Raw genomic sequence first — 13,486 nt, 5'->3', positions numbered from 1 at the left:
ATTATTCCACAATCATCTTCGCAAGTACATCAGGGTTTCCACAACCAGTAGTCAATACCATGTCATTTTCAGAAACTTTAGAACGAAGATAGTTACGTGCTTCTTCAAAAGTTTTGTAGTATTTTGCATTTACACCATTTTTAACTAGTTTTTCAACCAAATCTGTAGAATGAATGCTGCTGTCGAATTTTTCCCTTGCAGCGTATATTTCAGTTACTATAACCTCATCACAATCGTAGAATGCATTGGCAAAATCATCCAATAACATCTTTGTTCTTGAGTAAGTGTGAGGTTGGAATACGCAGTAGAATTTACCCTTTTTGTGCTCATCTAATGCTTTCAATGTGTTTTTGATTTCAGTAGGGTGATGACCGTAATCGGTCTTTATTTCACAACCTTTGTAAAAGCCTACAGTTTCCATTCTTCTATGAAGATTTTGGTATTCCTTCATATTTTTTCTTATAGTATCGATATCGATGTGGAATTCGTAACAAGCGATAATCGCAGCCACTGCATCGTATATGTTGTGACGTCCAATTATAGAAAGTGAGAATTCTTCGTCTTTGTCAAACTTTTTAGATGAAATTACAAATGTAGGATTGCCATTTTCATTAAAAGTTATATCGTGAACGTTGTAATCAGCCTTTTCATTTTCTATACCAAATGTTATGATTTCTCCTTTGATGTGAGATAATAGAGGTTCACAGTTTGGATCGTCTATGTTTATAATAGCTTTGGAATTTTCGTCCAAGTTTTTCATGTAGCCAATGAATGTTGCAACAATGTGGTTCAAATCCTTATAGTAATCCAAGTGATCTTCATCAATATTCAAAATAATAGCCATTGAAGGATAGTAATTGAGAATATTTGCTTTGTATTCACAAGCTTCTGTAAGCATGTATTCACTATTTCCACAGTGAACATTGCCTTGGATTTCGTCAAGTTTTCCACCTAAAAGTATAGACGGATCAACTTTTGCATCAATTAATATTTTCGCTATCATTGATGTTGTAGTTGATTTGCCATGAGATCCACTAACTCCTATGGAGTATTTGTAATTTCTCATGAGAGCTCCAAGGAAGACACCCCTGCTTACAACATCTACTCCTAGTTCTCTAGCAGCGATTAATTCTTCGTTGTCGTCTAAGATTGCATCAGTGTATACAATTAAGTCAGGATTTTTGATATTTTCTCTTTTTTGTCCGATAAATATTTCAACTCCTAGACTTTTTAGTCTATTAGTTTCGTCGGATTCTTCTCTATCACTTCCAGAAACTTTGTATCCGTAATGGTTCAACAATTCAGCGATACCACTCATTGATATTCCACCGATTCCTATAAAATGTATATATTTAAATTTGTGCTCTTCTATATTAAAATTGAACATAAGCCCCTCCTTATTTCCAACTGATATTATATCACAAAAAATTGAGAAATAATGAGCTTTTAAGAGCTTAAAAATCTACAAAAACATTAAGATTTATTTGATATACAAATGTAGTTTTAGTGTTATAATTAGATGGAGGAGAAAACATGAAAGATATATTACTAATCAACGATATGCCAGGATATGGGAGAGTCGCTCTTAGTTGTATGATTCCTGTGCTAAGCAACAAAGGTAAAAGCGTTTTTAATTTGCCAACAGCTGTTGTAAGTAACACTTTGGATTACGGCAAATTTGCTATATTAGATACGACAGAATACATGAAACAAGCTACAAAAGTATGGGAAGAATTGGACTTTAGTTTTGATTTAATAGCTACAGGATTTTTATATAGCTTAAAACAAGTGGACATAATTAAAGACTTCATAAAAAAACAAAAAAACTCACCAGATGTTATTGTTGATCCAATCATGGCAGATAATGGAAAACTTTATAATGGATTGGACGATGACAATATTGAAAATTTCAGAAAACTTATAGATATAGCTACAGTAATTATTCCAAACGAAACAGAAGCTAGAATGATTACTTGTAAGATGAATGAACCGATTAATGATGTGGCAGAAAAACTTATCCAAATGGGTGCAAAATACGCCGTCATTACAAGTGTAGAAGAAAATAATGAACATTTTGTTTTCTGTATGGATGAGAATTTTGTATCAGATAAAATATATTATGAATACATCGACACATCTTATGCGGGAACAGGGGATTTGTTCTCAGCATTATTCATAAGTCAATATTCAGAAAATAAATCAATATTTGAGTCAGCAAAGTATGCTAGTTTAAAAACGACTGAACTACTGAAACTTTCCTTGGATATTAAGGACAAGGCTCGTGGACTACCAATAGAAAGATTTATAGATATCTTGTAATTTAGAATTATCAAATAATTATTAGAAATTAATGAATATATCGTTGTAAATTGTATATTCAATTGTTATAATATTATTGCAAAAAAATACTAGGGGGATAATATGATTGATTTAGACGCTTTAGAAAAGAGAAATAAAAGAAAAAGCGTGATTATGATGGCAGTTGGTGTCATTCTTATTGCATTGGGAATTCATTTTTTCTTAGCACCAAATAAATTGTCATTAGGTGGGGCAGCTGGTATGGCAATTGTAATAGGTAATTTCGTTCCTATTTCAACGGGTCCAATTTTGATTATCATCAACACGGTTTTATTTATTGTAGGATTTATCATGCTTGGTAAGGCATTTGGACTTAAAACTATAATATGTTCTTTGGGACTTAGTTTATTGGTGTGGATTTTGGATATTTTATTTCCTATGGACAAACCATTGTTTGAAGGAAAAATGATTCAACTTATTGCAGCAGTAATGATCTACGGAACAGGAGTAGGAATTGTACTTAATAACTACGCATCAACTGGCGGCTCTGACATATTCGCTAAGATATTGAATAAATACTTGGGAATTGAGTTGGGTAAAGGATGTTTGATGGTGGATTTCCTTATAACATTATCAGCATGGTATGCCTACGGAACAGAAATAGCTATATACTCACTTGTAGGTACTGTACTTAATGGCTTAATAATAGATTTTACCATCAATGGTATGAATACATCAAAACTTTGCACGATTACCACATCAAAGCCTGATGAAGTAAGCAAGTTCTTAGTAGACAATCTTACAAGATCTGCTAATATTTACACAGCAAAGGGCGCTTATTCTGGAATGGAAAAAGAAATCGTTCAAACAGTTGTAAGCAACAGAGATTTTATTATGTTAAAAAAATACATCCAAGAGATAGATCCATTAGCATTCGTTATTGTATGTAATGCAAGTGAAACATACGGTTGGAGATGGAGAAATATAATAGAGTAATTTAATTAAAGACAACCTTAGATTATTAGTTTGATTAAACTTTTAGTCTGAGGTTTTTTTATTGGAAAAAAAGTAGGGGAAAAATAATTTGGGAAAAATCTAAAAATAGCTCAAAAAAAAGATGTGTGAAAAATCACACATCTTTTTAAAAGCCTATAGAATTATTCTATATAACCATTTTGTTTTAGTATTTGTGATGCTTTATCTAAGTTTGCATCAGACACTTGAACGATTGGACCAGTACAGCCCATACCGCTTTCAGCGTATATATTTTCTTTCCATAAAGCTTGAACAGCATCTTCAATTTCAAGAATATCAATTCCTGAGATTGTTGCAGATACGACTTCTTTGTCTGGCATTTTAACTTCTTCAGAAGATTCCTTTGGAGCTTCTTTCTTAGTTAAAGAATCTAAGATGCCTTTGAAGTCAGCCTTTTCAGCTTGTTTATAGATAGATTTTTTATTGTTATCAATTCCACCAGCTACTGTTTGGTAAGCATATTTTAAAGCATTTGCAACTACAGGAGCACCTGAAGCACGAGATACTATAAATATGTTTCTTTCGTAGCCTTCACCGATACCAGGACCATATCCAAAACCAGTAGTTTCGTAGTTACCACCAGATGTGAATGAACCGAACATCTTCATTAATAAGTTACCGGTTAATGAATCAGTTACCATTACATCACAGCTTCCCATAAGAAGGTCATTACCTCTCATTACGATACCACCATCAGCTCTTTGGCTTTCAGCAAATTCGATATCGAATCCGTTGTCTTTGAAGTGTTTCAAAGCTTTTTCTACTTGTCTTGCACCATCGATATTTAAAATACCAACTGTTGGTTTTGTGATACCACAAGATTTAGCTGCGATAACACCTGCAACTGCATTTCTTACCATAGCTTTTGTTCTTTCTGTATCACTAGTTCCTGTAGTAGTAGCTAAGAACATTTCTTTGCCAGTACCAGGAGTGATTACTCTACCAACTGTTGAAACACCGATAGGGAAGTTGTAGTGAAGAGTTACACAGGCTTGAATTTCGCCACTGTCAAGTAATTCTTCCATCTTTTTGTACATATCTTCATCGTTATCAACTTCATAAGTTTCATGTTCGTCATCAACTTTTTCACCGATAACAACTACTTCAAAAAGATCAGAATCAGCTAATTCAATAGCTTTTTTCATGTTTTCAACACCGTGTTCACTACCTAAAGTAGTAAGACCGATTTTTACTTTCTTACCAAATTTTCCGCTTTCGATAGCTTCAGATATTTCAAGAAATACTTCGGAAATTTTTTTATTATCCATGTCTACACCTCTATTCTGCTAAAAGATTTTCAGCTAGTTTTCTCATGGATTCTGCGATTACTTTCTTAATTTGATCCTTTTCTGATTCAGATGAAACTGATGATTCATCTTCCATTTTACCATCATTTCTTTCCATAACGATAGATACACCATCAAATAAGTTAGTCATTCTACCTAGGAACAAACTACCTTTACCAACGAACATTACTCTGTTGTAATCTCCTTCAGTTAAGTCTTTAATAGCATGTCCTGCATAAGGAATACCTGATGGGATGTGTCCTTGTGTTGGAGCCCAACCTACTAAGCCTTTTTCTTTAATGAAATTAGCTAATTCTTTTCTGTCTAAGTCTCCTTGTTTAACAGCAAGGGCAGCGATCATCTTATAGTTAGCTTCAGGAACATTTCCAGCTCCGGCAGGTTTAGTGATATCTGGGTTTTGCATTTCTACAGAGTATTTATCTACATCAGTAATCTTTAATCCATTTTCTTCTAATGAATGAGATACTAAGCTTGAGATAACTGCTTGTGGTGAAGAACCAGTCTTAACTGTGTGACGTCCTACGATGTCAGTTCTTAATACTGGGTGAACACCATCATTTTCTGAGATTAAAATTGCAAATCCACCAACTACGTCTTCAAGAACTGGGAAGCCCTTCTTAACGTGGTCTTTAGCGTTCATACCTAATTTAGCAGTTGAACCACCTGCTACTACCATAACATTTTTATAAACACCAGATTTAACTAAAGCACTTGCTTCGATTAATGAGTGAATAGGAGCTGCACAGAATCCTCTTGTATCAGAGCCTGTTGCATTTTGTAATCCTACGATTTCAGCGATAGATTTAGCGAAGTTACCGCCACCTCTTTGGTTAACGTCTCCGCAGGCTTCTTCTGAACATTCGATTACATAATCTATATCATCTCTGTCAATGTCGTTCTTAGTAACTAATTCAACAGCTGCAAGAACACCTGAAGCTTTTACTACTAAGTTTTCGAACATTGTGTGAGCGCTTAAGTTTACGTCGATATCATGAGCTGCTTTAATATAACCACATACTTTTCCGTCATGGTATAAAGCTTCTGCCATGTGAGTGTCGAATAATTCTTGAGCATTTGAAATATCAGATCCTTTTAGGTGACCAAAATATGGTTCTAAAATAGGATATTCTTCTTCGATAACTGGTTTGATTTCGTTTACGAATTCCTCAGAAAGTTTTACTAAGTCGAATGCATCAGACATTTGTAATAATGCGATGAATACGTCTTGTTTTACGATTTTACCCATTTTACCATCAGCCTTACCTTCTTCGTAAGAGTGATCAGTAAATGGCATTTCGTAATTTTCAAGTTCTTGAGGAGAAATATTTCCTATATAAACTTGGTTAGGAAGATATTTTACTACCTCATCAAAACTTCTAATGTGTTTTCCAACTTCTTTTAAGAATTCAGAATCTGGGTTTACTACTCTTTCAGTTTGACATGTTGATCCGTTTTGGATAATCATATCAGGAGTGTTGACTAATACATAGCCAGCTCCCTTTAATACTGGAAAATTCATCTGTTAACTATTCTCCTTTATTATTTATTTATATTTGAATTAGTCTTCAAAAACTGTTTGATCTTCTACCTCTGTAGTTAAAGCGTTTAATGCTTTCATAACAATTTTTTTACGAAGGCTATATTCTTCTTCTTTAGTTAATGCTGGGTTTCCTAATGGGTGAGGAATAGCAATAGCTGGGACAATTCTGTTAGCACCTACTGTTAATGAGATAGGAGTAACTGTACAAATATGAACAACAGGAAGTCCTGTACGTTCAATTGCTTTTACCATCGTTGCACCGCAACGTGTACAAGTACCTCAGGTACTAGTAAGAACAACTGCGTCTACATTGTCAGCTAATAATTTTTCACCAATTTCAGTACCGAATTTATCAGCATTAGCAACGGCAGTACCATTACCTACAGTTGCATACCAAGTTTCGTGTAGTGAACCGATAACGCCTTCTTTTTCTAATTCTCTCATAACATCGATTGGTAATACTCTGTCTCCATCTTCGTTAGCGTATACTGGGTCGTATCCACCGTGAGCTGTTTCAGAGTTTTCATCTGTCAAATCATTGATTCCTGAGAAATCATAAGAACCGTATTTAGTTGCTGAAGATGATTCGATGTGATCTGGGTTTCCTTTTGGAACTGTACCACCAGAAGTTACAAGAGCGATTCTTGCTTTTGATAAATCTTTGATAGCTTTACCAGGCTCAACTCTGTCGAATGCAGGCATTGGATATTCTGTTTCGAATTCTTCGCCATTAATTTTCTTAATAAGCATTTCAACAGCTCTTTGAGAACCGATTTTGTCTGCAAAGAAGTTAACACGAACTCCTCTTTCGATATATCCTTCTTCTTTAGGAGCGCCGATTTCTTCTCCCTTAGCAACCTTAGGACCTAATTTACCGATTTTCTTCATAGCGTCTCTCATACCAGCGGCACTATTTTTAGTTTCTACGATATAAACGTCCTTTTTGTACATATCTGCACCTGGGTTTTCAGGATACATACCTGTTAATACAGGAATATTTAATTCATCTTTAACTGCTTTAGCCATAGTACCAGCAGCAACACCGTATCTACCAGCGTTGAATGCAGGACCAGTTACTACGAAGTCTGGGTTAGCTTCTTTGATCATTCCCAATACTTCTTTTTGAGCAGATTCCATATTTTCACCGAAATATGAGTCACCACATACTACAGTTCTAACTACTTCAAAATCTTCTCCCAATGCTTTAGCTAATTGAGAAGAGATAGGAGGTAATTCTTCTGCTATAAATGGTTTTATATCAGCTTTTTCTTCTCCACCAATACCAGCGAAGAATTGGTTTATATAATGAACAACTTTAATTTTATCCATTAAGCTTACTTCCTTTCTTTATAAAAATTTACAATATTCGCTTCTGATATCGTTCATTTCTTCAGCGATTTCATCAACGTCAAGAACCATTTCCATCATACCAACTTGTTCATCATAAACGTCAGCATCGAATTGTTCTTTACATTCTTCTTCAACAACATGGTAAACTAACAATCCAAGTTCAACGCCTGCTAATGGGCCTGCGAATGTTGGGTCACCTGCTGTTACTGTTTCAGCTGCAAGACCTGCAGCTTCAGCTTCTGCGGCACCTAGAAGAACCACTACGTTTTCAGCTCCGTATTGTTCAGCGAAGTCTTTAACTCTCTTTTGGTTTTCTAAGTCCATAGCTCCTGCACTAGTTCAGACGAAACATTCTGTAGATGAGAAAATTACTTCTGTGTTAGGAACTGTGTTTACACATGTTTCAATTGCAAGACCTGGAATTCCATCACGGTCTCCAATTATGATAACTTTTTTATTTTCTAAAAATCCCATAACTTTCCTTTCTTAAATTTATATTTTTTTGAATAAATCTTTTTTATTTATTAATAAGTTTTTGCTGTTAAAGTGTTGAATCCAGTTTCGTTAGTAGCACCAGTAATTGCTTGGATTTCTACTTCGATTGTACCGTCATCTTTTAATGCTCCATCAGATCCACCTGCGATAGTGTCAACGAATTGGATATGACCAATTACTTTGTCCATCTTTGGTAAAGTGATGAATTGGTTAGCATTACCACCAGTTACTACTGCGTTTGCAGCTGGGTCAGCATCTGCTAATGATTGAGAAGCACCGTCACGTCCTGCATATTCATCAGTGATGATAACAGTTTGGATTCCTTTACCTTCAATCTTCTTACAGTTCATGATTAAGTCAGTATCTGGGTTACCGAAACCTTCTTGTGATACGATAGCAGCGTCAGCTCCTAAGAATTCACAAAGTTTTGCAGTCATGTCAGAGTGTCTGATCTTATCCATCAAGTATACATTTTCGTTAGTAATTACAACTCCTAAGAAGTTGATTGATTTACCGTGTTCTTTGTATAATTCTCTGATTACACCATTGTTTAAGTGAACGTAAGTTGGGTTTTTATCACAAGCACTTACACAGTTACCTGAACAAATTGCTCCGTCCATGATTTCAGTTGGGTATAAGAAAGTTGGAATAATTTTCTTAGCGTCAACTCCATAAACATAAGTGTCGTGTAATAAACCTTGAGTTTGTAACATGTAAACATATACAACTTTTGGTAATTCTGGATATTGTTTAACTTGTTCTAAGATTGGAAGAGTTTCGAATGTTTCCCATTCATCTGCTTCTAAATCTTTTGCTAATCTACCGATGAAATCAGTGATTCTTAAACCAGCCATTCTAACGCCAGCTTCGTGATTGTGTTGTTTAACACCTTCAACTGGTTCGATAGTTACTACTAAGTTAACTGTCTTAGAGAATGGAGTATATTCAGCACCTAAACCTGACATATCGATGATACCTTCTTGGAATCCAACGATTTTACCTGTTGTAACAACAGCCATGTCTTTAAGAGCGATAGTTTTACCTGAACCAACAGGATCAACTTTGTTTAAAATTCCTGGGAATACTTCTCCACCTTCAACTTTAACTCTTGGTTCGTTAACATCCTTAACTGGTGTTATACGAGTGCTTTCGCCTGGATGAGCGATATCAAAATCAATTGATTCTAAGTGTTCATCATCAGCTACACCTGATACATCTGCTAATTCTTTCTTATTAAGATACAAAATGTGGTCTTCGATTCTTGACTCACCTTCATCAAAGATGATGTCTTTAATAAAAATCTTACCTAATTCAAGACGCATATCTTAACCTCCTATAATAATTTTTTATTTAAACTCAATAGGGGAGTGACCCCTAATGAGTTTTTAACTAATTTACTTCTACTTTAATCTAGCTTTAGATTAGTTGTAGTGTTTTTGGATCATTGCTTCTATGTTTTCCAAATTAGCGTCATCTTTATTGATTTCATCAATTTTTTGACCGTCTTTGTACATTAACATAGTTGGTAATCCTAATACTTGTTGTTTGATAGCAACTCTTCTAGCTGAAGTAATGTTTAGTGAACAGAATTTAATTTTGTCACCGTATTTTTCAGCTAATTCATGAACGCCTGGCATAAGTGCCTTACATGGTTCACATCCGTCACTCCAGAAGTCTACGAATACTAATCCTTCAGCTTCTAATACTTCTGGTTCAAAAGTTTTCTTGTCTAATTCTAACATTTCAAATGCCTCCTAAAATTTTTATATTAATATTCTATCCAAAGTCTGACTAATGATGTCGAAATCGACAACCCTGAAATCATCTAAGATTTCGGGCGGCCAACGCTTTGGTTTAGAAATATTCATAAACTTAGTTGCAGTGTTGATAGATTCTTCAATCATCATCAAAGAATCAGTATCAAATTTGTCACCCTTTTCCAAAATAACAGATCTAAAAACAGTTTCGTTTGGTTTTACTGATCCATAAAGTGGGTGAGTGACTAGGCGATAATTTTGATGAATTAAATCGCGAGCTTTTTTCAAAATTCCGATGTAGTCGATATCAATGTATTCAACTGTTACATCATTCCTTTTGATAGCATCTTTAAAAAATTCATTGTTTGTGATTAATAACATCTTTTACCCTACCTGTCTTTTGATTCGTTATAAGCTATTTTCTAGCTCAATATTATTATATAACAAAATCACTCAAATGTAATCATATATAGAAAATCATAATAACCGCTCATAAAAAATCACAAATTACTTTATCAAATGAAATTTAATTTGTTAAAACCAAAACATTAAAACGTAAATAAAAAATTCGAATTCTATTCTGATTTAAAAAGCGATTACGATCTTCCAATCGCTATATGATAGACAATTCTCTGCTCTTATATTATAATTTACTCATAAGTTAATGTCAAATACGTATATAATATATAGAAGAAAATGGAGGACAAAAAAATGGGAGCTAATTTACAAGAAATGTTCAAGAAACTTCCTCAAGTTTCAGAAATTTTAGAATCGGAAGAAATTTTAAAGGCTTATGAAGAATATCCTGAAAGTTTAATTAAAGATTCTGTGAGAGAATCCATAGAATTTTTTAGAAATAGAATATTAAATAAAGAAGAGTTTGATTTTTATAACAAAGATGTTATTGATAAGGCATTTGAACTGATGGACAAAAATTTTTCTCCATCATTGAAACCAGTAATAAATGCTACAGGAGTTATTTTACATACAAATCTTGGTAGATCATTATTAAATGAAAAAGTAGTTGATAATTTGTGTAAAATCGCAGGGAATTATTCTAACTTAGAGTACGACTTAGATGAAGGAAAAAGAGGCTCCAGATATGTTCATGCTGTAGAACTTTTAAAAAGAATCACAAAAGCAGAGGATGCTGTAGTTGTAAATAATAATGCGGCGGCTGTTTTTCTTGCCTTAAATACTTTAGCTCAAAATAAACAAGCTATTATAAGTAGAGGAGAACTAGTTGAAGTCGGAGGATCTTTTAGAATATCTTCAATTATGGAAAAATCTGGTGCAAAATTAGTAGAAGTTGGTTCAACTAACAAAACACATTTATATGATTATGAAGATAATATTAATGAAGAAACTGCTCTTATAATGAAAGTTCATACTTCCAATTATTCTGTAGTAGGATTTAGCGAAAGTGTAAGTGGAGATGAATTGAGAGATTTGTGTGATGAGAAAGGCATACATTTAATAGAAGATTTGGGTTCAGGTTCGTTGATAGATTTGTCAAAGTTTGGGCTTAGTTATGAAAGAACTGTGAAGGATTGTATTAATGAAGGAATTGATTTGGTATCATTCTCTGGCGACAAGATTTTAGGTGGACCTCAAGCAGGAATTATTGTTGGAAAGAAAGAATTGATATCTAAAATTAAGAAAAATCAATTATTAAGAGCGTTCAGAGTTGATAAGTTTACACTAGGTGCTTTGGAAGAAACTCTAAAATTCTACTTAGATGATGAAAAGGCAATTGCAAATATCCCGACATTGAAGATGATATCCATGCCAAAAGAAGAAATTCTCAAAAAAGCAGAAAAACTTAAATCTATGATAGAAAAAGAAGTAGATTTGAATATGGAAATTGTGGAATCTCAAAGCGAAGTTGGAGGTGGGGCATACCCATTAGACAAACTAAATTCGTATTCTATTGCCATTAGACCAAAAATGAAAGTATCAGAATTTGAACGTAGACTTAGACTATCTGATGAACATATTATTGGAACTGTTCATGATGATACATTCTTCATGGATTTAAGGTGTGTTTTTGAAAAAGATTTTGAAAGAATTGTAAATGTAATAAAATCTAATTTATCGTAGAGAACTCTGAGGAAAATCCCGGATTTTTAATTCGGGATTTTTGACTATTTGAACAAAAAATTTAGAAAAAATGTAGGAAAATATTTACAAAGTTAGAATTAATATGTTATAATGACTAAAAAGGATTTGATCCTTGTTTTTTTATTGTTTATTGTTTTAATGTAAAATTTTTAAGTTAATAATATTTAACTCTTTGCATTTTTTGGAAAACGATACACATTAAATAATGTCAATCAGAAGAAAAATCAATAGGAGGTAAATTATGAAAAAAAAGTATAACATAGGTCAGGTAATCACCTATGCTGGAGCGTTTATCGCATTACTTATAGGTTCTGGATTTGCAACGGGCCAAGAAATTTTACAATTCTTTTCTTCATATAGACTATATGGACTTATAGGAATTATGATTTGTTTTGGTTTGTTTACGTTTGCAGGATTATCATTCTTAAATGACGGTTATTATTCAAAATTTGAAAAACCAAACCAAATTTACAAATTAATGTGTGGAAATAAGATAGGAACTATCGTAGATTACTACGCGGTATTTTTTATTTTTTTATCTTATACAGTAATGATTGCCGGTGCACAAGCGACAGCTGTTCAACACTTTAATGCACCGAAATATGTAGGTGGAGCTATTATGGCTGCGGTTGTTATTTTAGTCGTAATGCTTGGACTAGGTAAGATTGTAGATGTTATTGGTAAGATTGGACCAGTTATTGCGATAATGGCAATAGTAATAGGGTTAATTTCTATATTCATGAATATGGGTAATTTACAATCAAGTCTTGATCTTATAGAAAAATTAGTTAACAGTGGAGAAATTAAAGTAGCTAGTAAGAACTTCTTCCTAGCAGCTGGATCATATGTAGGGTTCAATATGATATGGCTAGTTGCGTTCTTGGCAGAAGTTGGAAACACTGCAAAAAGCTTAAAAGATGCTGAAGCTGGTGTTTTCATAGGTTCTACTGGATTTTCAGTTGCAATATTCATAATGAGTATAGCAATCATATTATCAATTCCTGATTTGTACGATTCACAAATTCCGGTATTGGTTTTAGCCGGTAAAATTCATCCAGTTCTTGCAACAATATTCTCTATATTTATAATGTTGGGTATATTTACAACATCTGTTCCATTGTTATGGACTGTAACTGGAAGATTCTTTGATGAAGGAACTAAGAAATACAAATTATTTACTTTAATAGCTGGAATAGTTGGGGCAATCATTGGATTGACTTTGAAGTTTGACTCATTAGTAAACATCGTTTACGTTGTAAATGGATATATAGGAATGGTTCTTTTAGCATGGATGATTTATAGAAGTGCATCTGGAAAAGCTAAAAAACAAAGAATGGAAGCAGCACAAAGAAATAATATTGAATTTGAAGATTAAATTAGTTGGCGATTTTACATCGCTGACTTTTTTTATGAGCTTATTTATAAAAATTTACTATTAATCAGATAAATTAATAACAAAATAATTTATTGTAAAAATCGAATATCCAACAAAAAAACAGCCTAATTTGACCTGAACCCGTAAACACGGAATAATTTAATAATATTTTAAGCGGAATGTAATCTGTACATAACAGGGGACATTC

12 protein-coding genes are annotated in these 13,486 nt (G+C 33.4%); 4 read left to right on the top strand and 8 right to left on the bottom strand.

Annotated features, from left to right (window positions below; all coding sequences use genetic code 11):
- Nucleotide 1 precedes the first annotated feature (1 nt).
- On the bottom strand, nt 2-1,387 hold the full coding sequence (murC, locus tag GKF99_RS07980) for a UDP-N-acetylmuramate--L-alanine ligase (protein ID WP_154273102.1): 1,386 nt from the start codon (nt 1,385-1,387) through the stop codon (nt 2-4).
- Between the two features lie 146 nt (nt 1,388-1,533).
- Here murC and GKF99_RS07975 point away from each other — a divergent pair, with 146 nt between their 5' ends.
- A complete protein-coding gene (locus GKF99_RS07975) occupies nt 1,534-2,319 on the top strand; it encodes a PfkB family carbohydrate kinase (protein WP_154254469.1) in 786 nt (261 codons plus the stop codon).
- A 102-nt stretch (nt 2,320-2,421) separates the two neighbouring features.
- Nucleotides 2,422-3,294, top strand: coding sequence for a YitT family protein (locus tag GKF99_RS07970; RefSeq protein WP_154271631.1), 873 nt, complete (start codon nt 2,422-2,424; stop codon nt 3,292-3,294).
- A 161-nt stretch (nt 3,295-3,455) separates the two neighbouring features.
- Here GKF99_RS07970 and grdD read toward each other — a convergent pair whose 3' ends face one another.
- From grdD to GKF99_RS07935, 7 genes are all read right to left on the bottom strand, one after another.
- Entirely contained in the window at nt 3,456-4,601 is a 1,146-nt protein-coding gene (grdD, locus tag GKF99_RS07965; RefSeq protein WP_154273101.1) for a glycine/sarcosine/betaine reductase complex component C subunit alpha, read from the bottom strand.
- Between the two features lie 10 nt (nt 4,602-4,611).
- Complete coding sequence (gene grdC, locus GKF99_RS07960; RefSeq protein ID WP_154273100.1) at nt 4,612-6,159, bottom strand: glycine/sarcosine/betaine reductase complex component C subunit beta; 1,548 nt, start codon at nt 6,157-6,159, stop codon at nt 4,612-4,614.
- A 39-nt stretch (nt 6,160-6,198) separates the two neighbouring features.
- On the bottom strand, nt 6,199-7,509 hold the full coding sequence (gene grdB, locus GKF99_RS07955; protein ID WP_154273099.1) for a glycine reductase complex selenoprotein B: 1,311 nt from the start codon (nt 7,507-7,509) through the stop codon (nt 6,199-6,201).
- A gap of 18 nt (nt 7,510-7,527) precedes the next feature.
- Nucleotides 7,528-8,004 carry a glycine/sarcosine/betaine reductase complex selenoprotein A gene (grdA, locus tag GKF99_RS07950; protein WP_154273098.1) on the bottom strand — a complete coding sequence of 159 codons (477 nt, stop codon included), beginning with the start codon at nt 8,002-8,004 and terminating at the stop codon, nt 7,528-7,530.
- Between the two features lie 50 nt (nt 8,005-8,054).
- Complete coding sequence (locus GKF99_RS07945; RefSeq protein WP_154273097.1) at nt 8,055-9,347, bottom strand: glycine/sarcosine/betaine reductase component B subunit; 1,293 nt, start codon at nt 9,345-9,347, stop codon at nt 8,055-8,057.
- A 99-nt stretch (nt 9,348-9,446) separates the two neighbouring features.
- Complete coding sequence (locus GKF99_RS07940; protein WP_002835444.1) at nt 9,447-9,767, bottom strand: thioredoxin family protein; 321 nt, start codon at nt 9,765-9,767, stop codon at nt 9,447-9,449.
- Between the two features lie 21 nt (nt 9,768-9,788).
- On the bottom strand, nt 9,789-10,163 hold the full coding sequence (locus GKF99_RS07935; RefSeq protein WP_094205388.1) for a GrdX family protein: 375 nt from the start codon (nt 10,161-10,163) through the stop codon (nt 9,789-9,791).
- Between the two features lie 330 nt (nt 10,164-10,493).
- Between GKF99_RS07935 and selA the strand changes: the two genes are divergently transcribed.
- Together selA and GKF99_RS07925 are read left to right on the top strand one after the other, a co-directional pair.
- On the top strand, nt 10,494-11,882 hold the full coding sequence (gene selA, locus GKF99_RS07930) for an L-seryl-tRNA(Sec) selenium transferase (RefSeq protein ID WP_154254473.1): 1,389 nt from the start codon (nt 10,494-10,496) through the stop codon (nt 11,880-11,882).
- 262 nt (nt 11,883-12,144) lie between these two features.
- On the top strand, nt 12,145-13,278 hold the full coding sequence (locus GKF99_RS07925) for a hypothetical protein (protein ID WP_154273096.1): 1,134 nt from the start codon (nt 12,145-12,147) through the stop codon (nt 13,276-13,278).
- Nucleotides 13,279-13,486: the final 208 nt, after the last annotated feature.

This window comes from Finegoldia sp. BIOML-A2 (assembly GCF_009678315.1).
In the GTDB taxonomy this organism is placed as follows: domain Bacteria; phylum Bacillota; class Clostridia; order Tissierellales; family Peptoniphilaceae; genus Finegoldia; species Finegoldia magna.
This window is presented reverse-complemented; position numbering and strand designations above follow the sequence as displayed.

What these genes read in the sequence shown, in the direction of transcription:
- murC (WP_154273102.1), bottom strand. Translation starts at nt 1,387, where the DNA reads ATGTTCAATTTTAATATAGAAGAGCACAAATTTAAATATATACATTTT.
- GKF99_RS07975 (WP_154254469.1), top strand. Translation starts at nt 1,534, where the DNA reads ATGAAAGATATATTACTAATCAACGATATGCCAGGATATGGGAGAGTC.
- GKF99_RS07970 (WP_154271631.1), top strand. Translation starts at nt 2,422, where the DNA reads ATGATTGATTTAGACGCTTTAGAAAAGAGAAATAAAAGAAAAAGCGTG.
- grdD (WP_154273101.1), bottom strand. Translation starts at nt 4,601, where the DNA reads ATGGATAATAAAAAAATTTCCGAAGTATTTCTTGAAATATCTGAAGCT.
- grdC (WP_154273100.1), bottom strand. Translation starts at nt 6,159, where the DNA reads ATGAATTTTCCAGTATTAAAGGGAGCTGGCTATGTATTAGTCAACACT.
- GKF99_RS07945 (WP_154273097.1), bottom strand. Translation starts at nt 9,347, where the DNA reads ATGCGTCTTGAATTAGGTAAGATTTTTATTAAAGACATCATCTTTGAT.
- GKF99_RS07940 (WP_002835444.1), bottom strand. Translation starts at nt 9,767, where the DNA reads ATGTTAGAATTAGACAAGAAAACTTTTGAACCAGAAGTATTAGAAGCT.
- GKF99_RS07935 (WP_094205388.1), bottom strand. Translation starts at nt 10,163, where the DNA reads ATGTTATTAATCACAAACAATGAATTTTTTAAAGATGCTATCAAAAGG.
- selA (WP_154254473.1), top strand. Translation starts at nt 10,494, where the DNA reads ATGGGAGCTAATTTACAAGAAATGTTCAAGAAACTTCCTCAAGTTTCA.
- GKF99_RS07925 (WP_154273096.1), top strand. Translation starts at nt 12,145, where the DNA reads ATGAAAAAAAAGTATAACATAGGTCAGGTAATCACCTATGCTGGAGCG.